This window comes from Streptomyces sp. NPDC043854 (assembly GCF_056436005.1).
In genome coordinates this window covers 1-23,048 of the sequence record NZ_JBWKDK010000057.1, presented here as the reverse complement: position 1 = coordinate 23,048, position 23,048 = coordinate 1, and the positions used below count along the sequence as shown (strand labels likewise).

Genomic DNA, 23,048 nt, shown 5'->3' with positions numbered 1-23,048 from the left:
CGTAAACCCCGGATGGACGCCGCGAAGTATCGGGTGTGAACTATATCCAGGGGCGGAGGTGGATTGGATGAAAGGTCTCCCATTCCAGCTCGAAATCATTGAAGCCGACACCAACTGGATCGTGTCGTGCGCTTCCGACTGCGGCGAAGCACTGATTCGGGTGCAGGCGCCCTATTCTGAGAACGAGCTCCAGTCTGCACTCTCTCGCGTGGAGATTTCTCTGGCCAAGTCGTACAGTTCTGCGGTCGTGCGTGGTGCGCCTGCGCCGGAAAGACCTGTGCGAGAATTCGGAGAACGTCTCACTGCGGCGATATTCCGGGACGACATATCCATCCTGTTCGATCGGTGGCGCAGTCATGCGCGAACGCAGGGAAGCCCGTTGCGCATATTGCTGCGGACGAACGGGCCGCATGTTGCGCACATTCCCTGGGAATTCCTGGTCGACCCTTCTCGCGACGACTATCTCGCGCTTCGTGTCCCGGTCGTTCGCTACTTGCGGCTGATGAACCCAGTACCCCCGTTGGCCCTCGCTCTTCCCTTGCGTGTGCTGGGTGTGTCAGCGCAGCCGAGTGATCTGCCCGTACTGGAAGGGCAGCGGGAAGGAGAGCAGATATCGCGGGCGCTTCAGCGGTGCAGCTCCGACAGTGTGGACGTCCACTGGCTTTCCGGGGACAAGTGGCAGGATCTGGCGAAGGAGCTGCGATTCGGTACCTGGCACGTGCTTCACTGTGTCAGCCACGGGGGATTCGACGAGGAGCGGAACGCGGGCTACATTCAGCTCGCGGGTGCCGACGGGTCGGCCAGGAAGATATATGCCAGCGATTTCGAGCGGTTGATCGCGGACAGCCCGAACCTGCGTCTCATCGTGCTGAACTCCTGCGAGTCTGCGGTCAGCGGATCCGATGATGTGTTCACGGGTACCGCCGCCACTCTCGTGCGTGCCGGCGTCCCCGCAGTGGTCGCCATGCAATATGAGATAACCGATGGGGCCGCTCTCGTCTTTGCCTCCTCTTTCTATGAGCGGATCGCAGAGGGGCTCCCGGTCGACCGGGCGGTGACCCTCGCACGCGAAGACGTCAAGATGGATCTGGACAGCCTGGAGTGGGCCACTCCCGTGCTGTTCCTCGCATCTGACGAGACCCGGATCTTCTCGCTGCCGAAAGCGCCGCCGGGCTCGCAGCACCCGCGGCCGCGGCCGACGGCGGCCACGAAGCCACCTCCGCCCGTACCGCCGCCGCCCGCACCGGCATCCCGCGTCTCCCAGAGCTCTCTGCTCGCCGAGATCGGCCCGTGCAGTCACCTGGTGCTCGGGCCTCACGACCTCCTCGCCGCCGCCTGCGGCGATGGCGCGGTCCGGGTCTTGAACGCAGTCTACGGCGGACTGGTCGGGCAGTGCACGCCCGTGCAGCGCGAGAATCCGATACGCGTGGCCTGGGGTCCCTGGCGGCGGAACGTGGCCAGTCGGCACAATGACGGCACCGTGGTCGTCTGGGACCTCGAGTCCGGAATGCCGGTGCGTGTGATGAACGTGGGCGAAGAAGGGGATGCCCTCGCGTTCAGCGCGGACGGCCACTGGATTGCGGTGACCGTCAAGGACCGCATCTACGTCTACAACACGTGGGGTGCCCGGGTACGGGATCTGCCCGGCCGGTCGGCGCGGGAGCCGAGGACCTGGCAGCGGAAGGGCGGGCGCGGCGGGCTCGGTCCCCTCGCTTTCGCACCGGGTGACCGCCACCTCGTCGTCGCAACCGGCGACGGCATGGTGCGGCAGTTGGACGTACGAGGACAGCCGGTGATGACCTGGCGGCAGCCCCAGCGGGTACGCTGCCTCGCGCTCACGGAACACGCCCTCGCCACCGGCTCCGCCGATGGCAGGGTGCGCCTCTGGTCCTGGGACGGTCGTCTCCTCTGCCAGACCGACCACGGCCGACAGCCCTCCCAACTGGTGTTCTCCGCCGGCTCCCCGGCCCTCGCCATGTCCGATGACGAGGGCACGGTGGCCCTGTGGGACCTGAAAACAGGGGAGTTGACCGTCGTGGCGGAGCTGGTGCACGAGCTCGCGGGGCTGGGGTTCCTCGAAAGCGGCAAGGGGCTGGTGACCGGCACCCGCTCGGGTGTCGTCGAGCGTTGGTCGCTGCCTCGCTGACCAGAAAGGGAGAGACGTCATGGCCGACCCCGAGGTGGAAATCTTCTGGCCCTCATCGCTCCCCTCCGCCCCGGCGCTGGAACAGCAGGACGTGCTGCGCGAGGCCGGGGTCACCACGACGTGCATGTTGCGGCCCACGCGGCGAGGGGCGGCCGATGCCGTGCTGGTGCTGGTGACGTCCGCTGCCCTGGAACCGTTCCTCAGCACCTTGTTCGAGCGTCTCGCCGAACAGGCCCACAAAGGGTTGAAGGCGTTCGTGGACGGACTGCTGAGAGGCCGCTCGGACGGAGCGGAAGCGCCGGAGGGCGTGATCGTCGAGTCGGCGACGGGCGGCCGGGTCACCTTCACCGCAGATCTGCCGGAGCAGGCATACGAGCAGGCCGTCGGTCTGGAGGCCTGTGGTGACCGGTGGACCTGGGATTCACGACGAGCGATCTGGACCCCTGCCTGAGGTCCGGATCGGGAGAGGTGTGCAGCCATGGCTGACCGACACCAACCTCCGCCTTCAGAAGGCGAAAACTGGGGCCCGGAGACTCCCTGGCAAGAGCCGTTCATGCCACCGCCAGCCCAGCCCCCGCCTCCTGATCCGCAGTCTCCTCAGCCCCCGCCCCCGCAGCCGGGGTGGCAACAACACCAGGCGGGAGGGGCTGCCCACGCAGGACAAGCGCGAGCGCCGGAGACGTACTTGTCCGCCGCCATCCTCGTCACGCTCTTCTGCTTTCTGCCGACCGGGATCGCCGCCATCGTCTACGCCTCGCGGGTCTCGGAGAAGTGGAAGGTGGGTGACGTCATGGGAGCCGCCGAAGCGGCGCGGAAGGCGAAGCTCTTCGTCATCGTGAGCATCGTGGCCGGTTGCCTTGCGTGGCTGCTGCTCATTGCCGTCGGTTTGGGGTCTGACACGACCACCACCTACATGCCCTCGCCGTGAAAGGAGTGTGCCTGCGGGGCCTCCGGCTGGTTTCCCGGGCGTCCGGACCGAAGCCCGTCCGCGACGCATGGCTCGCCGCCGGAACGTTCGCAGTGGTCGCTGTCGCCGTGAGGCTCGCGGATCCCACGCAACCCGGTCGGTTCCCCAGCTGCCCGTTCCGCACCCTCACGGGTTTCGACTGTCCGGGTTGTGGCAGCTTGCGCGCTCTTCATCAGCTCACGCAGGCCCATGTAGCGGCCGCGGCGGATTACAACCTGCTTCTGGTCGCGGTACTGCCGTGCGCCGCTGTTCTGTGGCTGCGAGTCGTCACTGGCAGGACTGGTCGGCGAGTGCTCCCCGCGTGGCTGGCGCGCGCGATGCTGATCGTCCTCGTCCTTTGGACGGTGGTGCGCAATCTCCCCGTTCTCGGGGGCGTGCTGGCAGCTTGACGAGCACGCGGGCTCCCGGCAGGCGGGGACGGATCCCCTTGCGGAAAGGGTGCGTTGGACACGGCTGGATAACGGCGGGGCTGATCTCTTGTCAGTGCAATTTCACATTACTATGTTACCGGTCACACCGTAGAGCGCGGCCCTTCACTGGAGTGACCATGACCAAGCGCACCCAACTCGCCCTCGCCACCGCCCTGGTGGCAGCTCTCGCACTCGGCGCCTCGGGCTGCTCCGACCCCAAGAAGGGCTCCGCCAAGGACGGTTCCGCCAACCCCGCCGCCGCCAACGACGGCAAGGTCCTCGGCGGCACCCCCGTCAAGGGCGGCACACTCACCGTCCTGTCCAACCAGGACTTCGCCCACCTTGACCCCGCCCGCAACTGGGTCATGCCGACCATGGACTTCGGCACCCGCCTGCTCTACCGCACCCTCGTCACCTTCAAGGCCGAGCCCGGCAAGGCCGGCAGCGAGCTCGTCCCCGACCTCGCCACCGACCTCGGCACCCCCTCCAACGGCGGCCGCACCTGGACCTTCACCCTCAAGGAGGGCCTGAAGTACGAGGACGGCACGCCGATCAAGGCCCAGGACGTCAAGTACAACGTCGAGCGCTCCTTCGCCCCCGACCTCACCGGCGGCCCCGACTACGCCGCCCAGTACCTCGCCGGCACCGAGGGCTACAAGGGCCCGCTCCAGGGCCAGCACCTGGATTCCGTCAAGACCCCCGACGACCGGACCATCGTCTTCGAACTCAAGCGCCCGGTCGCCGAGTTCTCCGCGACGGCCACCCTCCCCACCTTCGCGCCCGTCCCGCAGTCCCAGGAGAAGGGCACCCAGTACGACGCCCGCCCGTTCTCCTCCGGCCCGTACAAGATCGAGTCGTACGACCGCGACAAGAAGCTCGTCCTCGTCCGCAACGAGCACTGGGACCCCGAGACCGACACCGTCCGCAAGGCCTACCCGGACAAGTTCGTCGTCGTCATGGGCCTCAAGGGCGGCCAGATCGACGACCGCATCATCGCCGGCGAGGGCGCCGACGCCTCCACCGTCCAGTACGCCGACATGCGTCCCGAGAGCGCCCCCAAGGTCCTGCCCAAGCCGGACGTGAAGGCCCGCCTGCTCGCCGAGTCCCAGGGCTGCACCGAGATGCTCCACCTCAACAACTCCCGCGCGCCCTTCAACGACCCCAAGGTCCGTGAGGCCGTGCAGTACGCCGTCGACAAGGAGGCCGTGGTCACCGCCGGCGGCGGCCCCGCCCTCAACGAGGTCGCCACCGCCTACCTGCCGCCCGCCCTCACCGGCGGCAAGCAGGCCGACACCCTCAAGATCGCCCCGGCGGGGGACCCCGCCAAGGCGAAGGAGCTCCTCAAGGCCGCCGGCAAGGAGAGCCTGAAGGTGTCCCTCGCCGTCTCCACCGGCGACAAGGGCAAGGCGGAGGCCATCCAGCAGGGCCTGGCCCGCGCCGGCGTCGAGGTGGTCATCGACACCGTCGACCCGGGCGCCTACTACGACGTCATCGGCGACCTGTCCACCACCCCCGACATGACCCTCACCGGCTGGTGCCCCGACTACCCCTCCGGCTCCACCTGGATCCCGTTCGTCTTCGACGGACGCACCATCAAGGAGAAGGGCAACCAGGGCAACTACAGCCAGTTCCGCGACGAGGCCGTGCAGAAGCGGATCGACGAGATCAACGCCATGTCCGACGCCAAGCAGGCGAACCAGGCCTGGATCGACCTCGACGCCGAGATCATGAAGAAGTCCCCGTCCGTGCCGATCCTCTTGGAGCGCAAGCCCCTGCTCATCGGCACCAACATCGCCGGCGCCTTCGGCCACCCCGTGTGGACCGGCACCATCGACTACGCCACCGTCGGCCTCAAGGACCCCTCGAAGGGCCAGGGCTGAGCGGGCCCCGGCCCCCGGCTCCCGGAACCCCCAGGAATCCACAGCCATGACCGCCACCGCAGCCCCGCAGGCCCCGCAGGCCGCGCCGGCCGAGGACCTCCCCCCGGGCAGCAGCCCCTGGCAGCTCGCCCGGCGGGAGCTCCGCCGCCGCCCCGCCGTCCGCGTCAGCCTCTGCGTCGTCCTCCTCTTCGTCCTGATGGCCGCCACCGCGCCCTGGCTCAGCGCCCTGGGCGGCTGGTCCCCGGAGGAGTTCGACAAGTCCGCCGTCGACCCCTACCTCGGCGGCCTGCCGCTCGGCTCCTTCGGCGGGATCAGCCCCGAGCACTGGCTCGGCGTCGAACCCGTCACCGGCCGCGACCTGTTCGCCCGCGTCGTCACCGGCGCCCAAGTTTCCCTGCTCATCGCGTTCGCCGCGACCGCCATCGTCGTCGTCGCCGGCACCGCCGCCGGGATCGCCGCCGGCTACTTCGGCGGCCGCACCGACACCGTCCTGTCCCGCCTGATGGACCTGACGATGTCCTTCCCGTCCCTCATCTTCATGATCGCCATGCTGTCCGTGGCCAAGGACGTCAACCGGATCGTCCTCATGACCGCCGTCATCGGCATCTTCGGCTGGCCCGGCGTCGCCCGCGTCGTCCGCGGCCAGACCCTCTCCCTCAAGCACCGCGAGTACGTCGACGCCGCCCGCGTCGGCGGCTCCGGCTCCTGGCGGATCCTCACCCGCGACATCCTCCCCGGAGTCTCGGGCCCGGTCATCGCCTACACCACCCTGCTCATCCCCGGCATGATCAGCACCGAGGCCGCCCTCAGCTACCTCGGGGTGGGCGTCCGCCCGCCCACCCCGTCCTGGGGCCAGATGATCGCCGAGTCCGTCGCCTTCTACGAGACCGACCCGATGTACTTCATCATCCCGAGCACCTTCCTCTTCCTCGCCGTCCTCGCCTTCACCCTGCTCGGGGACGCCCTGCGCGACATCCTCGACCCGCGGGGAGGCCGCAGTTGATCCTCTACCTCGCGCGCCGGCTGCTCGCCCTCGCGGGCGTGCTCCTCGCCATTGCCGCCGTCACCTTCCTCATCTTCTACGTCCTGCCCTCCGACCCGGCCGCGGCCGCCTGCGGCAAGACCTGCAGCCCCGAGCGCATCGCCGACGTCCGCGCCTACCTGGGCCTGGACCAGCCGCTGTGGCGCCAGTTCGGCGACTTCCTCACCGGCATCTTCACCGGCCGCACCCTCGGCACCGGCCAGTACGCCGTCCGCTGCGACTTCCCCTGCCTGGGCTACTCGTACGAGAACTCCCTGCCCGTGTGGGACCTGCTGATGGACCGGCTGCCGGTCTCCGCCTCCCTCGCCCTCGGCGCCGCCGTGCTGTGGCTCGCCCTCGGCCTCGGCGCCGGCGTCACCGCCGCCCTGCGCAAGGACACCGCCACCGACAAGGCCCTCATGGTCGGCGCCGTCGCCGCCGCCTCCCTGCCGGTCTACTTCACCTCCGTGATGCTCATCTACGGGGTGATCCGCATCGCCGGCCTGCTGCCCTACCCCGCCTACCAGGCCTTCACCGACAACCCCCTCGGCTGGGCCGCCAACCTGCTGCTGCCCTGGACCGCCCTCGCCCTGCTGTACGCCGCCATGTACGCCCGCCAGAGCCGCGGCTCCATGATCGAGGCGATGGCCGAGCCGTACATCCGCACCGCCCGCGCCAAGGGCATGCCCGAGCGCACCGTCGTCGTCAAGCACGGCCTGCGCTCCGGAATGACCCCGATCCTGACCATCTTCGGCATGGACCTCGGCGGCCTCCTCGCCGGCGCCGTCATCACCGAGTCCATCTTCGGACTCCCCGGCATCGGACGGCTGTTCTACGGCGCCCTCGTCAGCTCCGACCAGCCGGTCGTCCTCGGGGTCACCCTGCTGGCCGCCTTCTTCATCGTCGTCGCCAATCTCGCCGTCGACCTCCTCTACGCCGCCGTCGACCCGAGGGTGAGGTACTGATGACCGCCCCCGCGGCCCCTGCCGCCCCCACCGCCGCCGACCCCTCCGCGCCGCCGCTGCTCGAGGTCCGCGACCTGAACGTCACGTTCACCACCCCGCGCGGCCCCGTACGCGCCGTCGACTCGCTCGGCTTCACCGTCGAGGCCGGGCGGACCCTCGGCATCGTCGGCGAGTCCGGCTCCGGCAAATCGGTCACCTCGCTCGCCGTCATGGGCCTGCACCGCGGCGCCGAGGTCACCGGCTCCGTCCGGCTCGCCGGCCGCGAGCTCACCGGAATGCCCGAGAAGGAGCTCTCCCGGCTCCGCGGCCGGACCATGGCCATGATCTTCCAGGACCCGCTGTCCAGCCTCCACCCCTACTACACGGTCGGCGAGCAGATCGCCGAGCACGTCCGCGTCCACTTCAAGGCCGGCCGGGCCGCCGCCCGCAGACGGGCCGTGGAGATGCTCGGCGAGGTCGGCATCCCCGAGCCCGCCCGCCGCGCCCGCGAATACCCGCACCAGTTCTCCGGCGGCATGCGCCAGCGGGCGATGATCGCCATGGCGCTGGCCTGCGAGCCCGACCTGCTCATCGCCGACGAACCCACCACCGCCCTCGACGTGACCGTCCAGGCGCAGATCCTCGAACTCCTCGCCCGCCTCCAGCAGGAACGCGGCCTCGGCATCATCATGATCACCCACGACCTGGGCGTCGTCGCCCGCGTGGCCCACGAGGTCCTCGTCATGTACGGCGGCCGCGCCGCCGAACGGGCCGGCGTCGACGCCCTGTTCGCCGACCCCGCCCACCCCTACACCCGGGGCCTGCTCGACTCGATGCCGCGAATCGCAGATGACGCAGACGACGCCGACGACGAGCCCCTGCGGACCATCCCCGGCTCCCCGCCCTCCCTCCTCACGCCCGCTCCCGGCTGCGCCTTCGCCCCGCGCTGCCCGAAGGCCGCCGCGCCCTGCACCGGCGACCGCCCGGCCCTGCGGGCGTACGGGAACCAGCCCGGCCGGTCGGTGGCCTGCCACTTCGCCGGATCCCCCACCCCCGAGGAGGCGGCCCGATGACCACCACCCCCGCCCACACCCCCGCCGAGACCCCCGGGACACCGCGGACCCCCGCGGGCACAGGCCCCGCGGCCCTGCTGTCCGTACGCGACCTGACCATGGCCTTCCCCGGCCGGCGCTCCGGGAGCGGGCGCCGGGGCGCGCCCGTCCGCGCCGTCGACGGGGTCTCCTTCGACCTGGCGGCCGGCGAAACGCTCGGCCTGGTCGGCGAGTCGGGCTGCGGCAAGTCCACCACCGGCCGGATGCTCGTCCGCCTGCTGGAGCCCACCTCCGGCACCGTCGCCTTCGACGGCCGGGACATCACCCGGCTCTCGCAGCGCGCCCTGCGACCGCTGCGCCGGCACGTCCAGATGGTCTTCCAGGACCCGCACTCCTCCCTCAACCCCCGCCAGACGGTGGCCCGGATCATCTCCGACCCGCTGCTGGTGCAGGGCTGGACGGCCGCCGACGCCCGCCGCCGCGCGGCCGAGCTGATGGACCTGGTCGGGCTGATCCCGGAGCACATCGACCGCTACCCGCACGAGTTCTCCGGCGGACAGGCCCAGCGCATCGGGATCGCCCGCTCCCTCGCCACCAGCCCCCGGCTCGTCGTCGCCGACGAGCCCGTCTCGGCGCTCGACGTCTCCGTCCAGGCCCAGATCGTCAACCTGATGGAGCGGCTGCGCGCGGAACTGGGCCTGGCGTACGTGTTCATCGCGCACGACCTGTCCGTGGTGAAACGGGTCAGCGACCGGGTCGCCGTCATGTACCTGGGCCGGATCGTCGAGATCGGCGGGAAGCGCGCCCTGTACGAGAACCCCCAGCACCCGTACACGCGGGCGCTGCTGTCCGCCGTACCGCTGCCCGATCCGGCGGCCGAGCGGCGGCGGGAGCGGATCGTGCTGCTCGGCGACCCGCCGAGCCCGGCCGCGCCGCCGCCGGGCTGCACCTTCCACCCGCGCTGCCCCAAGGCGCAGGAGGTGTGCCGCACCGAGCGGCCGCTGCTGCGGATCGCCGCCTCGCGCGAGGTGGCCTGCCACTTCCCGGGGGACTGACGGGGATCCCGGGAAGGGAGGGCCCCGCAGCCGACACGATCGGCTGCGGGGCCCTTCGCCCGTGTCCGGCGCCTCATCCGGGCGGGGACGCCGGCACCCCGGCGGGGACGCCGGCACCCCGGCGGGGACGCCGGCACCCGGGCGCGGATGCCGGGTGCCGGTCGCCCGCGGAGCTCAGCCGGCGAGTTCCCGGCGGAAGAACTCCAGCTCCAGTGCCATCAGCTTCTCCCGGGTGCCGTTCGGGGTCATGTGCGTGACCCCGGGCAGGGCCAGCAGCTGGTGGGGGCGGCCCGCGTCCGTCAGCGCCCGGGACAGGCGCAGGGTGTGCGAGGGGTGGACGTTGTCGTCGGCCAGGCCCGTCATCAGCAGCAGCGGCCGGGTCAGCTTCGGCGCGTCGGGGATCAGCGAGTCCCGCTCGTAGACCTCCGGGTGCTCCTGCGGCAGGCCGAGGTAGCGCTCGGTGTACGCGGTGTCGTAGTGGCGGAAGTCGGTGGGCGCGGCCCCGGCGGCCGCCGCGTGGAAGACGTCCGGGCGGCGCAGCACCGCGAGGGCGGACAGGTAGCCGCCGTAGGACCAGCCGCGCACCCCGACCCGGCCGAGGTCGAGGTCGCGGTGGCGGGCGCCGAGCGCGTGCAGCGCGGCGACCTGGTCCTCCAGCGTGACCTCGGAGAAGCCGCGGTACATGGCGTGGGTGAAGGCGGGGGAGACGTACGGGGTGCCGCGGTTGTCGACGGTCACCACTGCGAAGCCCTGGTCGGCCCACCACTGGCGGTGCTGCCAGCGGCGCGGCTCGGCGCTGACGTCCTGGAAGCCGGGGCCGCCGTAGCCGTCCACGAGCACCGGCAGCCGCCGCCCGGGGACGTGGCCGCGGGGCAGCACCAGCGCGGTGGGCAACCCGTGCTCGGTGACCCGCTCCAGCACCGGGGCCACCCGCCAGGGCAGCGGTTCGGCGTGGTCGGCCGGGGTGAACTCGCGCCCGTCGGCGGTGCGCACGGTGCGGCGTACGCCCGCGTGCCCGGCGGCGGTCAGCAGCAGCGTCCCGGCGTCGGCGAGGACGGAGTGCACGGTGGGCACCTCGGGATCGTCGGCGAGCACGCTGAACTCGCCGGTGTCCGGGTCGAGCAGCAGCACCTGCTGCTCGGCGGGGTCGCGCAGCCCGGCCTCGACCAGCAGCCGGCCCTGGTGGACGCCGGCGAAGCCGCGGATCTGGACGCCGTCGCCGGTGAGCAGGCGGCCGTCGACGGCCAGGGTCCGGGCGGCCCCGCCCGTGGGGGCACCCCCAGCGGTAGCTGGGGGAGTGTCGGCGGCCGTGAGCATGCGCCCGTCGGGGAGCCGGGCCGGGGTGCCGGGCAGCAGCGGGTCGACCCACTGGGGGTGGGCGGTGCGCGACAGCTCCCGGGTGCGGCCGGTGGCGGGGTCGGCGCCGAGCAGCAGGACGCATTGCTGGAGCCGGTCCTGGACGGTCAGCAGGATCTCCTCGGACGACTGCCAGGACGCGTCGGAGACGTACGGGAAGCGCTCGGCGTCCCAGTCGAGCCGGACCCGGTGGCCGCCCGGCCCGAGGACCCACAGCCCGACGTCCGCGTTGGGCCCGCCCGCCTCGGGGTAGGCGAAGTCCTCGGGCGGCAGCTCGGGGTGCGCGGGGTCGGCGAAGTGGCGCCGCTGGAGGGCGGTCTCGTCGACGCGGGCGGCCAGCAGGGTGACGCCGTCGGGGGACCACCAGTGGCCCCGGGAGCGGCCGAGCTCCTCGGCGGCGGCGAACTCGGCGACGCCCCAGCGGGCCCCGTCGTCGGGGCTGACCCGCCCGCCGGGGGCGGTGTACAGGGCGTCGTCGGCGACGTAGGCGATGCGGGAGCCGTCGGCGTTGGGGCGGGGGTCGAAGGCGGGTCCGGCGGCGGGCACCTCCACGGGCGTCCCGGCCGGCACATGCACGGGCGGCCCTGCCGGCCCGGCGGCGGCCGGCCGGGCGGCGGGATCGTACGCCACGGTGAACAGGCGGCCGTACACGGCGAAGACCGCGCGCCGCCCGTCGCCGGAGAGCGCGTACGAGCCGATCCCGGCGGCGGTGAGCCGGGTCCGCTCGCGCAGCCGCCGCTCGGCGAGGGGGAGCGGACCGGGTTCGGGGACGAGTGCGCGCGGGTCGGCGAGGAGGGTTTCGGAGCCGGTGGCGGTGTCGAGGACCCAGAGGGAGTCGTGGGGGTCGGCGGGACCGGAGGAGCGCAGGAACCAGAGCAGCCGGCCGTCGTCGCCGAAGGAGAACGCGCGCGGGGCGCCGTACGTGAAGCGGGCCGTACGGGCGGAGAGCCTGAGGAAGTCGTCCATGAATGGCAGTGTGACATGTGAAATGGCACACTGTACACGTCATGCACCCTAGGCCATTCGAGTGGTGTACCCCCGGTGGCAGGTTTAGCGTCGGGAGGGTGGACCCCAATGGATCGCCGACCAGCAAGGGGACCGACGGCACGGTCCGCGGGAACGGAAGCGGGTTCGCACTCTTCCTCATCGCCTCGTGCCAGCTCATGGTCGTTCTCGACATCACCATCGTGAACATCGCGCTGCCGCACATCCAGACGTCGCTCGGCTTCTCCACCGAGAGCCTGTCGTGGGTCGTGAGCGCCTACACCCTCGCCTTCGGCGGGCTGCTGCTCCTCGGCGGACGCGCGGGCGACATCCTCGGCCGCAAACGGGTCTTCATCTTCGGCGTCCTGCTCTTCGGCCTGGCCTCGCTGCTCGGCGGACTCGCCCAGAACGAGGGCCAGTTGCTGGGCGCCCGCGCCCTCCAGGGCGTCGGCGGCGCCATCGCCTCCCCGACCTCCCTGGCCCTGATCACCACCACCTTCCGCGAAGGCCCCGACCGCAACCGGGCGTTCGGCGTGTTCTCCGGGGTCTCCGCGGCCGGCGGTGCGACCGGACTGCTGCTCGGCGGCGTCCTCGTCGAATGGCTCGACTGGCGCTGGGTGCTGTTCGTCAACGTACCGATCGCCGTGGTCGTCGCCACCCTCGCCACCAAGGTCCTGCACGAGTCCGAGCGCCACCCCGGGCACTTCGACCTCGCCGGCGCCCTGCTGTCCACCGTCGGCATGGTCAGCCTCGTCTACGGGTTCATCCGCGCGGCCCAGGACGGCTGGCGCGACCCGTTCACCCTGGCCTCCTTCGGCGTGGCCGTGGTCCTGCTGACCCTGTTCGCCGCCAACGAGCGCCGCTCGGTCCAGCCGATCACCCCGCTGCACATGTTCGCCGACCGCAACCGGGCCGGCACCTACGGGATCATGCTCTTCCTCGCCTGCGCGATCTTCGGCATGTTCTTCTTCCTGACCCTGTTCGTGCAGAACGTGCTGGGCTTCAGCCCGCTCCAGGCCGGGCTCGCCTTCCTGCCGGTCAGCGTGATCATCGCCATCGCCGCGGGCATCACCTCGCGGCTCCTGTCCACGTTCGGGCCCAAGCCCTTCATGGTGGTGGGCGCCCTGTCCTGCGCGGTCGGCCTGGGCTGGCTGACGCAGACCGACGTCCACTCCACCTACGCCGGCAGCATCCTCGGCCCGATGCTCTTCTTCGGCCTCGGCATGGGCCTCCAGTTCGTGTCCCTGACCGTGATGGCGCTGTCCGACGTCACCGACCGCGAGTCGGGCGCGGCGTCCGGCCTGCTCGCCACCACCCAGCAGGTCGGCGGATCGCTGGGCCTGTCCATCCTGGTCACCGTCTTCGGCACGGCCAGCCGCAACGAGGCCCCCGCCCAGGCCGCGGACTTCTTGGCCACCGCCACCCCGGCACAGCAGCTCGCGTTCCGGCAGACCGGCCGGCTCCCGGACCCGTGGGGCGACGCGGTCCTCACCGCGGGCGTCAGCGCCGCCTTCGTGGCTGCGGCCGCGTTCACCCTGGTGGGCGCGGCCATCGCGCTCTTCGCCATCCAGGTCCGGGTGTCCGACCTCGAACGCCTCAAGGGCCACCAGACCCCGACGGCCGCCTGAGCGCCGCCCCACCGTGCCGCGGAGGACTGTGCCGCGGAGCACTTCCGCATGCGGCCCCGGGCGGGGTTCGCCACACTGAGCGGGAAGCACGGCAACCTGACCGGTGGCCGTCGAGCCCAGCGCTGCCCGTGGCCGGCCGGTGACCGAACATGACCCCTGACCCCGCACCGGCCGCCCCCGACCGGCCACCGCGCCGCGACCGGCGGCACGCCCTGCTGCCCCCGCTCGCCGCATGGCTGATCTCGAACCTCGTCACCTGGCTGGTCGCGCGGGCGTCCGTGGCCGGCGACGGATCCGCAGTGTCCTACTGGTCCACGGGGAGCCGCCGCCGCTGGGACTCCGAGCACTACCTGTCCATCGCCAGGACCGGCTACGAGATGTTCCCGTGCCGGGAACGCCACCCGGACTTCCCCGACGTCATGTGCGGGAACGTCGCCTGGTTCCCCGGATACCCCATGGCGGTCCGGGGGCTGTCCGCCACCGGACTCTCCCACGAGCTGTCCGCCGTCGTCGTCACCGAAGCGGCGCTGCTCGGGATGTTCGCCGTGCTGTGGTGGCTGCTCGGCGCCCGGCTCACCCGGTCCACCGGCCTCACCCTCGCCATCGGCGCGGTGTTCCCGGGCGGCATCTACCTCCATGCGGTGTTCCCGATCGCCCTCGGCACGCTGGCGCTGCTCGTCTGCATCGCCGGGGTGAAGCGCGGCTCCTGGGGCCTGGCCGCCGCCGGCGGCTTCGCGGCGTCGGCCTGCCACCCCGTCGGCGCGGCCGCCGTCGCCATGCTGCTGCTCAGCGCGTTCTTCGCCTGGCGCGGGGACTCCCGGCCGGTGCGGTGCGCGAAGGCCGGACTGTCGGCGGCCCTCGCCGCCTGCGGCGTGCTCTGGGCCGCATGGCTGATGTGGCAGGCGACGGGCCGCTGGGACGCGTACCGGACCATCCAGGCGTCCAGTTACGGGCAGGGCGGCCTGCGCCAGCCCTTCGACGAGATGCGCAAGGCCTACGCCTTCCCCTTCAGCCACTGGTACACGCCCGAGGGGCACCTGCCGTGGCTGGTCGAGCACGGTCTCGCCGCGCACCGGCCCCAGTTCTGGCTGAACACGGCCTTCGTCCTGCTCGTGGTCGCCGCGGCCGCGATCCGGCTCGTCCGGGACCGCCGGCTCGACGTCGAGGAGTGGGCGGCCCTGAGCCTGACGGTGATGATCTTCCTGTTGCCGTTCCTCGCCGGCGCCGAGATGTCGTGGTACCGCAACCACGCACAGATGTTCGTCGGGCTCGTCCTCGTCAAGGACCTGCCCCGATGGGTCCAGACGTCCCTGCTGCTGTGCTGCCTGGTCCAGTACGCCCTTCTGGGGGCGATGTTCTTCGCCGGGGTGCTGGTGTGACCGGACCGGGGGTGCGGGCCGGAGATCGCGGCTACCCGGCCGAACTCCTGATCCGGCAGCGCGTCGGTCCCCCGGTGCGCAGGGTGATCCCGGCGCTGACCGGGATGTCGGTGTCCACGGCCTCGACCTCGTACGCCCGCAGCAGCATCGCCAGCGCGATCACCGACTCCAGCATCGAGAAGTGCTGCCCGATGCAGGCGCGGGGGCCGCCGCCGAACGGGAACCAGGCGTACCGCGGCCGCTCGGCCTCCGCCTCCGGGGTGAAACGGTCCGGGTCGAAGCGCTCCGGGTCCGGCCAGTACCGCGGGTGGCGGTGCGTCACCCACGGGGCCAGGATCACGTCCGAGCCCGCCGGGATGGTGTGCCCCGCGACCTCGGTGGCGGCGACGGAGCTGCGGCCGATCACCGGGGCAGCCGGGTAGAGCCGCATCGCCTCCTTCAGGACCCGGGTGAGGTACGGCAGCCGCTCCAGGTCGGCGGCCTCGGGCGTACGGTCGCCCAGCACGCGCAGGACCTCCTCGCGGGCCCGCGCCTGGTGCTCGGGGTGCCGGCCCAGCAGGTGCAGGGATAAGGCGAGGGAGGTCGCGGTCGTCTCGTGCCCGGCCAGCAGGAAGATCAGCACCTGGTCGCGCAGCTCGGCGGCGTCGAACTCGCCGTCCTGCGTGCTCCCGGCGGCGGACAGCAGACTCAGCAGGTCCTCTCCCCGGCCGGCGTCCGCGGCGGCGGCGCGCCGCTCGGCGATGATCCGGTCGCAGACGGCGTACAGCTCGTCCATCGCGGCGGCGGCCCGCCGGTTGCCGGGCGTGGGCCAGCTCCGCGGGATGTTGGCGGGGGAGTAGCCGCGGCGGACCACGTACTCGGTGATGACCGGAAAACACCGGTCGACGACATCGACGGTGGCGTCCACATCGGTGCCGAAGAGGATGCGGGCGACGGCGCGCAGGGCGAGCTGCATCATCTCGTCGGCGACGTCGACGACCCCGCCGGGGGCCTGCGCCCAGGCGGTGAGGGTGGCCCGGGTCTCCTCGGCGACGGCGCCGGCGTAGCCGTCCACGCGCCGCTTGGTGAACAGCGGCTGCACCAGCCGCCGCTGGCGCAGGTAGTCCTCGTCCTGGCTGGTCAGCAGGCCGTTGCCGAAGGAGTCGCGGACCTCCTGGTAGAAGGCGTTGTCCTTGCGGAAGTTGGCGGACTGCGCAGCCAGGACCTGCTGGGCGCCCTCGGCGGAGAACACGCAGTACAGCTCGGCCCGCAGACCGGGCGGGCCCGCGGTGATCCGTACGACGTCGCCGTGCTGCGCCTGGGCGCGCAGGTAGGTGCCGAGCGAGTCCGATTTCAGGTCGAACAGCGAACCCAGCAGCGGGAGCCCCGCGAGCGAGGGCACCTCCGCACCGGGTCCCCGGTCCGCCCGTGCCTGTGATCCCACCGCTGCCATGGCCGCCCCCCCGACACCGTGCCGACGGGGCTGATTCTGCACGGTCCGGCGCGTGGCGGCGAGGTCTACCGCCCAATCCGGCCGAAACCGGCCATTCGCCTCCCGGTTTGTCCGGCCGGCTACCTGTCGCAGGCGATGCCGTCGTTGTCGCGGTCGAGGCTGCGGCTGTAGCCCGGCTGTCCGCGCCGGATGGGGGCGGCGCCCGCGGCCCTCGCCTCGGCACAGCTCTTGTACACGACGGCGCCGCCGCCCGAGGAGCCGCCGGAACTGCCGCCGGATGCGGGCTTCGAAGCCGCCGGCTTCGGCGCGGAGGCGGTCGGCGTGGCGGGGGCCGCAGGCGGGCGCAGCGTTGCGCCCGCCTGCGCGGGGCAGGGCGTGCCGGGCGCCACCAGGGACAGCTCGACGGCCGTGGCCGGGGTCACCGGGCTCTGGGCGGCCGGGGTCTGGAAGCAGACGGACCACTGGGCGTGGTCGGCGGCGAGCTTCACGTCGGCGTACGCGCTCCGCGCCTCGATCGGGGCGGTGACCAGCTTCTTCACGGTCGTCTCGGCGTCGGCGAACCTCTGCCCGACCAGTGCCGGCATGACCGGGGCGGTCGCGCTCGGCGAGGGCGCGGCGGCGGTGGCCGCGGATGGCCTGCCCGCGCCCTTGCCGTTCTTGGCCGGCGCGGGATCCTGGCAGCCGCTCACCAGCGCGACGGCCGCCCCCACGGCCGCTGCCACGGCAAATCTTCGACGGTGCAACATGACCCGCTCCCCAAGATCGACGCAGTGCGGAACCGCCGCAGAGTACGCGCACCCGCCGTCGCAGCGTGACGCCCTTTCAGGCCAGTCTGCGCCGGCGTCCGGCCGGCCCGGGCTCAGTCCCCCCAGTCCCAGGTGTCGAAGTACGCGGCGGTTCCGGTCCGGCGGGCCTCCACGGCGGCTTCGAGCCGCTCGAAATCCCTCGGCGGCATCAGGGCCCGCCACCGGTCGAGCGGCAGCGCCCGTACGTCGTCGTGCTCGGCCGGGTCCAGGGTGATGCGCCGGATCTGCTCGGCGGTGAGCCGGCCCCCGTCGAAGACGAAGCCGATCGAGCTGAGCGGCCACTGCCCGCCCGGCAGGCCGAAGACCGTGGCCAGGAGCCGCGGGGGGCCGCCGTGGACGATGCCGGTCTCCTCCCGGCACTCGCGCAGCGCCGTCTCCCAGGGCCGCTCGCCCTCCTCCATGCAGCCGCCGGGCCACTGCCACGGATGGCTGCGCGAGTACACCGCCCGCAGCTGCACCGGCCGTTCCTGCTCGTCGGTGAAGAACAGGCAGGCGAAGGCGGCCGCCTTGGGCAGGGTCGCAGCGAACTCCTCGGGCGGAAGCCAGGTGGAGGTCACTCGCCGGGAAGGGAGATCGCCTGGACGGGACAGGCCCGGGCGGCCTCCTTCAGCATGGGGTCGCCGCCGCCGTCCTCACGGCCCGGAATCACCATCCCGAACCCGTCGTCGTCGCTGGTGAACACCGCGGGCGCGCGCAGGGCGCACTGGCTGCTGCCGATGCAGACGTCGGTGTCGATGCTGACCCTGTCGGACATGGATCCGGCCCTTCTGACATCCCGGTGCACGCGGTCGCATGCGCGCTGCTCATGATCGCCGCCAGGGGCGCCCGGATCGGCGAGCCGCCCGGACAATCACCCCTTCGGGCGAGGTGGGGCCCCCGCACGGCGCCGTAAACCGCGGGCGTCCCGCGGCTTCCGGGACCTACGATCGACCGCGGGGGTGGTGCGCGATGTGGCCGTGGCGCAGGCGAAGGACCCGGGCGACTGCCGAGACGAAGCCCGACACGGTACCGGTGGGGCAGCCGGAGCCGGAGCCGGAGCCGGAGACCGACCCGTGGCAGGACTGGCTGAGCCGTTCGCCCGAGGCGCTCGCGGTCCGGCAGTGGTGGGCGGCCGCGGCCGAGCAGACCGCCCGGCTCGGCGAGGACGGGTACTGCGAGCGGCTGGGCGAGCTGCTCTCCCGGCTGTCGCCCCGTGACTTCGCGGCGCTGGGCTTCGGCTGCAACCGCCGGATCGACCGCTCCTGCCGGGAGCCGCAGACCTGCTCACAGGACCCCGTCCCGCCGCCCGCGGGCGAGCGGCCGGCGCTGCGCCACGGCCCGGTGGCCGGCGCCTGCAGCGGCTTCACGGACTGCTACACCCGGTACGGGGTGCGGGCCGACTTCACCGCCGACGACCGCCACCGGGCGGTGACCGTCCAAGGCGAGTGGTCCCGGGTGATGGTGTGGGTGGACGGGGTCCGGGTGGACGCGCCGAGCTTCCTCCAGGAAATCGCGTACTGGGTGGACGACCGCTTCTACGTCATCGAGATGGCCGCGCCGGACGACCACCCCCTGCAGGGCCACTACGCCATGGGCACGATCGCGATCCTCTCGCTGGTGATCCACGACGTCGCCACCGCCACCACCCACGTCGTGGACCCGGAGCCGCACGAGGACTGGTCCGACCCGGTCGCCGTACTCCGCGACGGCGAGTGGCGCTTCTACCCGACGCGCGAGGCCCGCGACGCCGACCGCCCGGACCGCACCCTCACCGACCTCCCCGCCTCACCGGAAAAGCGGTTGACCCGTGGTGGAGGATGAGACCGTGATCTCCAAGGAACGCGCCGTCGAGCTCGTGGAATCCTTCCTGGCCAGAGAGCTGCCGACGTGGCGGTGGAGCGGGCCGCCCCCCACGCCGGACCTCCACCGCGTGGAGGAGTGGGAGGTCGGCTGGCTCGTCTTCTGGCGTGCGGCGGAGCAGGCCGGTGCGCGTGTCGTGATCGGCAGCTTCGTCGGCGGCCACTACCTGGTGGACCGGTACGACGGGAGCATCCACTACGTCCACGCCGTCTGGTGGGACGACGACACCTGGGAGGACCAGTACCTCCGGGAGATCAAGGGCATCAGGCGGCCCGATCCACTGGCCGCCGCCGTTCGCGCGCTCGTGCACTCCGCCGGGGCCGTGGCCGCGATGGGCCACCTGCGCCAGAAGGCCCCGCGGCTGGGCCTGAAGGAAGCGAAGGCCTACGTGGCGGCCGTCCGGGACGGCGCGGAACCACCGGAAGAGCTCGCGCGCCTCACCCGCGAGGAGCCGCCGAAGCCACCCCCGCCCATCGAAACGGTGGCCGGCCCGGTCCGGTAGGTGCCTCGGCCCTGTCGGTAGACGGCCCAGAAGCACGACCCGAGGCCCGCCGCCCGCCGCTCTTCCACCCGCAGGCCCGTCCGGCGGGATGAGCCTGCGCCCGGCGCGCGCCGCCCTCGAGGAGGGGCGGGGTCAGGCGTTCTGGAGGGCGGTGACCAAGCCCGCGACCAGCTGGGCGCGTTCGGCCATGGCTTCGACCACCACGTACTCGTGGTCGGCGTGGGCGCCGCCGCCGACCGCGCCGAGGCCGTCGAGAGTGGGCACGCCCAGGGCGGCGGTGAAATTGCCGTCGCTGCCGCCGCCGACCGCCCGGCCTTCGAGGCCGGGGAGCAACTCCTGTGCCAGCGCGAAGAGTTCGGCGGAGGCCGACTCGGGCATCGGAGGCCGGCCGATGGACCCCTCCACCGTGATCTCCGCCCCGTCGAGGTGCGGGGTCAGGGCGGCGAAGGCCGATTCGACGCGCTCCTTCTCATCGTCCGACTCCACCCGCACGTCGACGGTGACGGTCGCCTCCGCGGGGACGACGTTGTCCAGGGTGCCCGCGGCGGCGACGGTCGGGGTGACCGTGGTGCCGATCACGGGCCGGCCGAGCGCCGCGATGTCCAGCACCTGGTGCGCCGCCTCGACCAGGGCGTTGACCCCGGCGGCGGGTTCGAGGCCGGCGTGCGAGGCCCGGCCCGTGATGGAGACGTGGAAGGAACCGCAGCCCTTGCGGCCGGTCTTGAGGCCGCCGCCGTCCGCGGCGCCCTCGACCACGAGCACCGCCCCGCAGGCGAGGGCCCGTTCCTCGATGAGGGCCCGCGAGGAGCGGGAGCCGACCTCCTCGTCGGCGGTCACCAGGATCTCCACGCCCGACCGGTCCTCGAGGGCGGCCAGCCCGTGCACGGCCTGCACCAGGCCGCCGAGCATGTCGAAGACCCCGGGGCCGGTCGCATGCCCGTTCTCGACGGCGAACGGGCGCCGCTCCAGGGTGCCGAGCGGGAACACCGTGTCGTGGTGGCCGAGGATCAGGACCTTGGGCTCGCCGCCGCCCGACCAGTGGACGTGCGGTCCGGCTTCGCTCTCGACGAGGACGGCGTGACCGCCGAGGCGGTGCTCGATGACGCCGGCGACGGTCTTGGCCGATGCCGTCAAGGCGTCGGGGTCGCGCGACGGCGACTCGGTTTCGACGAGCGTCCTGAGGTCCTCGAGCATCGCTTCCACACTCACACGGCCTGTCTTCTGCGTCGTCATGGGCAAAGGGTAGTCCGCACGCCGCAGCGGGTCGGCACTCCGCGACGGGACCGCCGGCTCGGCCGAGGGACGCTTGCCGTCGGCCATCGCAGCCACCGGCGACCCCCGGCTCCCCGACTTTCCGCCGGAGGCCAGGAAGCGGTGGGCTGGCGCGTACGACCCTGCGGCAGCTCACTGCAGCAGAGGCCGCTCCCGGTGCGGACGACATCGACGGCTGCGCGCCGTGCCGGACGCCCTGGCGGGCTACCGGGCCGCCCTGAACGCCGGCCTCGCGCGCGAGCTGCCCGCAGGACCGCGGCAGGTCTCGGCCGTCGTCGGCCAGTTGACCGAGTGGATCGGTACGGACCGGAGCTGGTTCGCGGAGTTCACCGACCCCGGCCCCGAGCCGCTGCGGCGCGAACGACCTCCTGACCGAGCTTTCAGCCCTCTGAAAAGACCCGCAGGCACCGCCACACCCCGCAATGACTCGCATTTTTCCGCGAGTCGAATAGGGCATGGCGGTGCCCCTTCCGTCAGATGTCGCGGAACTTACAGCGCAGCGCCATGACCTCAGCAGGCACCTCATCAACTACCCCTGAGCAGCGTAGAAGCGGTTGACTCTGGTCGTTGTGGGTCGCTCTGGGTCGCCCTTGGACGGCCCAGAGGCGGCCCGGCACACCGCTTCCCGTTGGCGGCTCGAACCACTGACATCTGCTTTGTAAGTTCGATCGGGTGCCAGAGTGCTCGCTGCCAGCTGCCGCCGTGACGGACGGTCGAAGTTGCTGGCGTGCGCCCCTGCCTGACGCCGTTGATGTCAGCCTCGGATGCTCTTGATCCGTTACCCTCGCTTGCGGTATTGCACCTAGGCGGGAGGTCGCGTCATGCAACCGGTTTCCCAAGCAAAACACGAACACGGCCGCCCATTGAAGCAGCGCATCCATTCACATCGTAATAGGACTCATGTCTTCCCCCTAGTGCCTGTCAGCAGGTCTCGAAGGTCCGTCACTGCGTGTGCGCCTGACGCATCTACCAAATGGTCAACTCTACTCCGAAGCTGCCCAAGCTCTTTACCTAGGCGCGAATCTTCCGAATTCGATCTATACAAAGCGATCAGGTTGGCATCCTTCAGGGGTGGATCACTCGCTTGTCGCACCTTCTCGAATCCCCACGATATCGCATGTATGCGATTCCATGAATGGCTATCACCAGGTCGGAGCGTAGCCTTCTGAATGAACGCCAACAATGGGCCGTTGTATCGGTAATCGAAATACAGCTCGTCGAGATGACCATCACTCGAAACGGTTACGTTGGCGCCAGATACTAGTCGCTCGGGAAGGAGGGACTGTAGCGGCTTGATCACCTTATTGAACGCCGCCTCCGCCATGGAATGATGTCCCCTTGTCGGCGTGACGAGGCTTTCATAAAGGCCGTCAAGGAATTTGTCTGGACTTTCCAGGCGAGAACCCAAGACCAGTTCTCCGCCACATTCAAGGAAGAAATTTTCGCCGCGGTGGCCTTCACTTGCGGCTCTTTCCAAGGCTGCAAACCCGTTATCTCTGTGCAATTTATTCCAGTACTCCACCCACTGGCGATAAACTTCGAGAGATCGCATACAGCGAGCCGTGCGGCGGCCGTCTATCGAACCGTCTACTCCCTGCCCCTGGAAACGGCACAGTACGAGGCCGTCGTAGTACAGGACAACGCCAATATTAATGGTCTCGAATCTCCTCAAGTCTGATACATACTTAGCCAGCAGCCATTTAGTCGTCACGACGTCTCTCCAAAGTCGGTGACATTAGCAAACTGGTCTTTACTTGACCATACGTGATCCCATAGCTTAGCTTTTCTATATCTCAGGATGCCTACCACCTGGTCGTACTCATTCTTGTTCAGGAGCTGCAAGCGGTGAGGGGGGGCGCATATCTCCGCAATCACGCCATCGTCGATTGCCCTGATTCTCGAAGACCATCGCTGTAGAACCATCGCACCTCTCACATGCTCCAGCAGGCAGCCCTTGAAGGCTGGACTGTCTTTCATGCTTCCCAGGCGCTCTACAGCCTTGCCAGCTTTTTCACCCATCAGTGCGTGACCGTGATCGAAAACGCTTACCCCGGCATCAGGCATGAACGCCAAATTTTTCTCGTGACGGTCAAAATTCATTATCCAGTCATCAAAAATAACGATTCCACACGCGAGAGTTGGTCTTTCAGCTGCAAGGTCGCGCGGATTTGCGGGAGGGGGTTTATCGCCTCGGTCGCCGAATCGAAGCATTATATACGCTGACCTCCCGTCGTCCAGTTTGGCTATTGTGCCTGGGGGGGTCGGAAGCCCAATAACCGTGCCTAAGGGCTGTCCCGTAAATGATCTTCCTGTTGCCTCGGGCATGGTTGGTCGCCGTGTGGGTGGCTCGGCTATCCGGCGAGGGCGAGGTTGTG

Annotated in this window: 21 protein-coding genes and 1 pseudogene; 14 read left to right on the top strand and 8 right to left on the bottom strand. The window is 70.9% G+C overall.

Translation table 11 applies throughout. The features are described 5' to 3' along the window. The first annotated feature begins 67 nt into the window (after positions 1-67). The 9 genes from AC068A_RS32075 (at position 68) to AC068A_RS32035 (ending at position 9,475) form a co-directional block, all read left to right on the top strand. A complete protein-coding gene (locus AC068A_RS32075) occupies positions 68-2,146 on the top strand; it encodes a CHAT domain-containing protein (protein ID WP_478589784.1) in 2,079 nt (692 codons plus the stop codon). Positions 2,147-2,165: 19 nt separating this feature from the next. Next, a complete protein-coding gene (locus AC068A_RS32070) occupies positions 2,166-2,597 on the top strand; it encodes a hypothetical protein (protein ID WP_478589783.1) in 432 nt (143 codons plus the stop codon). A 234-nt stretch (positions 2,598-2,831) separates the two neighbouring features. Next, positions 2,832-3,074: a CD225/dispanin family protein gene (locus AC068A_RS32065; RefSeq protein ID WP_478589782.1), complete on the top strand. Its 243-nt coding sequence runs from the start codon at positions 2,832-2,834 to the stop codon at positions 3,072-3,074. After that, positions 3,071-3,502, top strand: coding sequence for a DUF2752 domain-containing protein (locus tag AC068A_RS32060; RefSeq protein ID WP_478589781.1), 432 nt, complete (start codon positions 3,071-3,073; stop codon positions 3,500-3,502). Before AC068A_RS32065 ends, AC068A_RS32060 begins: the two co-directional genes overlap by 4 nt. Before the next feature lie 158 nt (positions 3,503-3,660). Next, a complete protein-coding gene (locus AC068A_RS32055; protein WP_478589780.1) occupies positions 3,661-5,403 on the top strand; it encodes an ABC transporter substrate-binding protein in 1,743 nt (580 codons plus the stop codon). Between the two features lie 46 nt (positions 5,404-5,449). Then, the gene (locus AC068A_RS32050; protein ID WP_478589779.1) at positions 5,450-6,406 is read left to right on the top strand and encodes an ABC transporter permease; all 957 of its coding nucleotides are present in this window, start codon (positions 5,450-5,452) and stop codon (positions 6,404-6,406) included. Further along, entirely contained in the window at positions 6,403-7,389 is a 987-nt protein-coding gene (locus tag AC068A_RS32045) for an ABC transporter permease (protein WP_478589778.1), read from the top strand. The genes AC068A_RS32050 and AC068A_RS32045 overlap by 4 nt, the downstream gene beginning before the upstream one ends. After that, positions 7,389-8,441: an ABC transporter ATP-binding protein gene (locus AC068A_RS32040; RefSeq protein WP_478589777.1), complete on the top strand. Its 1,053-nt coding sequence runs from the start codon at positions 7,389-7,391 to the stop codon at positions 8,439-8,441. The genes AC068A_RS32045 and AC068A_RS32040 overlap by 1 nt, the downstream gene beginning before the upstream one ends. Beyond that, positions 8,438-9,475 (top strand): ABC transporter ATP-binding protein, encoded by a 1,038-nt coding sequence (locus AC068A_RS32035; RefSeq protein WP_478589776.1) that lies wholly within the window; start codon positions 8,438-8,440, stop codon positions 9,473-9,475. Before AC068A_RS32040 ends, AC068A_RS32035 begins: the two co-directional genes overlap by 4 nt. A 174-nt stretch (positions 9,476-9,649) precedes the next feature. Here AC068A_RS32035 and AC068A_RS32030 read toward each other — a convergent pair whose 3' ends face one another. Beyond that, entirely contained in the window at positions 9,650-11,797 is a 2,148-nt protein-coding gene (locus AC068A_RS32030) for a S9 family peptidase (protein ID WP_478589775.1), read from the bottom strand. 98 nt (positions 11,798-11,895) lie between these two features. Here AC068A_RS32030 and AC068A_RS32025 point away from each other — a divergent pair, with 98 nt between their 5' ends. Both AC068A_RS32025 and AC068A_RS32020 read left to right on the top strand, forming a co-directional pair. Beyond that, positions 11,896-13,443, top strand: coding sequence for an MFS transporter (locus AC068A_RS32025; RefSeq protein WP_478589774.1), 1,548 nt, complete (start codon positions 11,896-11,898; stop codon positions 13,441-13,443). 149 nt (positions 13,444-13,592) lie between these two features. After that, positions 13,593-14,822 (top strand): hypothetical protein, encoded by a 1,230-nt coding sequence (locus AC068A_RS32020; RefSeq protein WP_478589773.1) that lies wholly within the window; start codon positions 13,593-13,595, stop codon positions 14,820-14,822. A 31-nt stretch (positions 14,823-14,853) separates the two neighbouring features. On the opposite strand, the gene AC068A_RS32015 is transcribed toward AC068A_RS32020, so the two are convergent. From AC068A_RS32015 to AC068A_RS32000, 4 genes are all read right to left on the bottom strand, one after another. Continuing rightward, positions 14,854-16,254: a cytochrome P450 gene (locus AC068A_RS32015; protein ID WP_478589772.1), complete on the bottom strand. Its 1,401-nt coding sequence runs from the start codon at positions 16,252-16,254 to the stop codon at positions 14,854-14,856. A 119-nt stretch (positions 16,255-16,373) separates the two neighbouring features. Beyond that, entirely contained in the window at positions 16,374-16,976 is a 603-nt protein-coding gene (locus AC068A_RS32010; protein ID WP_478589771.1) for an excalibur calcium-binding domain-containing protein, read from the bottom strand. Between the two features lie 137 nt (positions 16,977-17,113). Further along, a complete protein-coding gene (locus AC068A_RS32005; protein WP_478589770.1) occupies positions 17,114-17,617 on the bottom strand; it encodes an NUDIX domain-containing protein in 504 nt (167 codons plus the stop codon). Further along, positions 17,614-17,814, bottom strand: a complete 201-nt coding sequence (locus AC068A_RS32000) for a ferredoxin (RefSeq protein WP_478589769.1) — start codon at positions 17,812-17,814, stop codon at positions 17,614-17,616. The genes AC068A_RS32005 and AC068A_RS32000 overlap by 4 nt, the downstream gene beginning before the upstream one ends. 257 nt (positions 17,815-18,071) lie before the next feature. On the opposite strand from AC068A_RS32000, the gene AC068A_RS31995 reads away from it, so the two are divergent. Beyond that, the gene (locus tag AC068A_RS31995) at positions 18,072-18,860 is read left to right on the top strand and encodes a hypothetical protein (protein ID WP_478589768.1); all 789 of its coding nucleotides are present in this window, start codon (positions 18,072-18,074) and stop codon (positions 18,858-18,860) included. Between the two features lie 4 nt (positions 18,861-18,864). Continuing rightward, complete coding sequence (locus AC068A_RS31990) at positions 18,865-19,401, top strand: YrhB domain-containing protein (protein ID WP_478589767.1); 537 nt, start codon at positions 18,865-18,867, stop codon at positions 19,399-19,401. 132 nt (positions 19,402-19,533) lie between these two features. Here AC068A_RS31990 and AC068A_RS31985 read toward each other — a convergent pair whose 3' ends face one another. Next, complete coding sequence (locus tag AC068A_RS31985) at positions 19,534-20,634, bottom strand: M20 family metallopeptidase (RefSeq protein ID WP_478589766.1); 1,101 nt, start codon at positions 20,632-20,634, stop codon at positions 19,534-19,536. A gap of 208 nt (positions 20,635-20,842) precedes the next feature. Here AC068A_RS31985 and AC068A_RS31980 point away from each other — a divergent pair. Further along, positions 20,843-21,034, top strand: a pseudogene (locus AC068A_RS31980) (DUF885 domain-containing protein); the annotation flags it as partial. Between the two features lie 537 nt (positions 21,035-21,571). Here AC068A_RS31980 and AC068A_RS31975 read toward each other — a convergent pair. Further along, positions 21,572-22,384 carry a hypothetical protein gene (locus AC068A_RS31975; RefSeq protein WP_478589765.1) on the bottom strand — a complete coding sequence of 271 codons (813 nt, stop codon included), beginning with the start codon at positions 22,382-22,384 and terminating at the stop codon, positions 21,572-21,574. Beyond that, positions 22,381-22,998 carry a hypothetical protein gene (locus tag AC068A_RS31970; protein WP_478589764.1) on the bottom strand — a complete coding sequence of 206 codons (618 nt, stop codon included), beginning with the start codon at positions 22,996-22,998 and terminating at the stop codon, positions 22,381-22,383. The genes AC068A_RS31975 and AC068A_RS31970 overlap by 4 nt, the downstream gene beginning before the upstream one ends. Positions 22,999-23,048: the final 50 nt, after the last annotated feature.

Excerpts from the sequence above, each read along its gene's own strand:
- AC068A_RS32075 (WP_478589784.1), top strand. The coding sequence starts at position 68 with ATGAAAGGTCTCCCATTCCAGCTCGAAATCATTGAAGCCGACACCAAC.
- AC068A_RS32070 (WP_478589783.1), top strand. The coding sequence starts at position 2,166 with ATGGCCGACCCCGAGGTGGAAATCTTCTGGCCCTCATCGCTCCCCTCC.
- AC068A_RS32055 (WP_478589780.1), top strand. The coding sequence starts at position 3,661 with ATGACCAAGCGCACCCAACTCGCCCTCGCCACCGCCCTGGTGGCAGCT.
- AC068A_RS32050 (WP_478589779.1), top strand. The coding sequence starts at position 5,450 with ATGACCGCCACCGCAGCCCCGCAGGCCCCGCAGGCCGCGCCGGCCGAG.
- AC068A_RS32040 (WP_478589777.1), top strand. The coding sequence starts at position 7,389 with ATGACCGCCCCCGCGGCCCCTGCCGCCCCCACCGCCGCCGACCCCTCC.
- AC068A_RS32035 (WP_478589776.1), top strand. The coding sequence starts at position 8,438 with ATGACCACCACCCCCGCCCACACCCCCGCCGAGACCCCCGGGACACCG.
- AC068A_RS32030 (WP_478589775.1), bottom strand. The coding sequence starts at position 11,797 with ATGGACGACTTCCTCAGGCTCTCCGCCCGTACGGCCCGCTTCACGTAC.
- AC068A_RS32020 (WP_478589773.1), top strand. The coding sequence starts at position 13,593 with ATGACCCCTGACCCCGCACCGGCCGCCCCCGACCGGCCACCGCGCCGC.
- AC068A_RS32015 (WP_478589772.1), bottom strand. The coding sequence starts at position 16,254 with ATGGCAGCGGTGGGATCACAGGCACGGGCGGACCGGGGACCCGGTGCG.
- AC068A_RS32000 (WP_478589769.1), bottom strand. The coding sequence starts at position 17,814 with ATGTCCGACAGGGTCAGCATCGACACCGACGTCTGCATCGGCAGCAGC.
- AC068A_RS31985 (WP_478589766.1), bottom strand. The coding sequence starts at position 20,634 with ATGACGACGCAGAAGACAGGCCGTGTGAGTGTGGAAGCGATGCTCGAG.
- AC068A_RS31970 (WP_478589764.1), bottom strand. The coding sequence starts at position 22,998 with ATGCCCGAGGCAACAGGAAGATCATTTACGGGACAGCCCTTAGGCACG.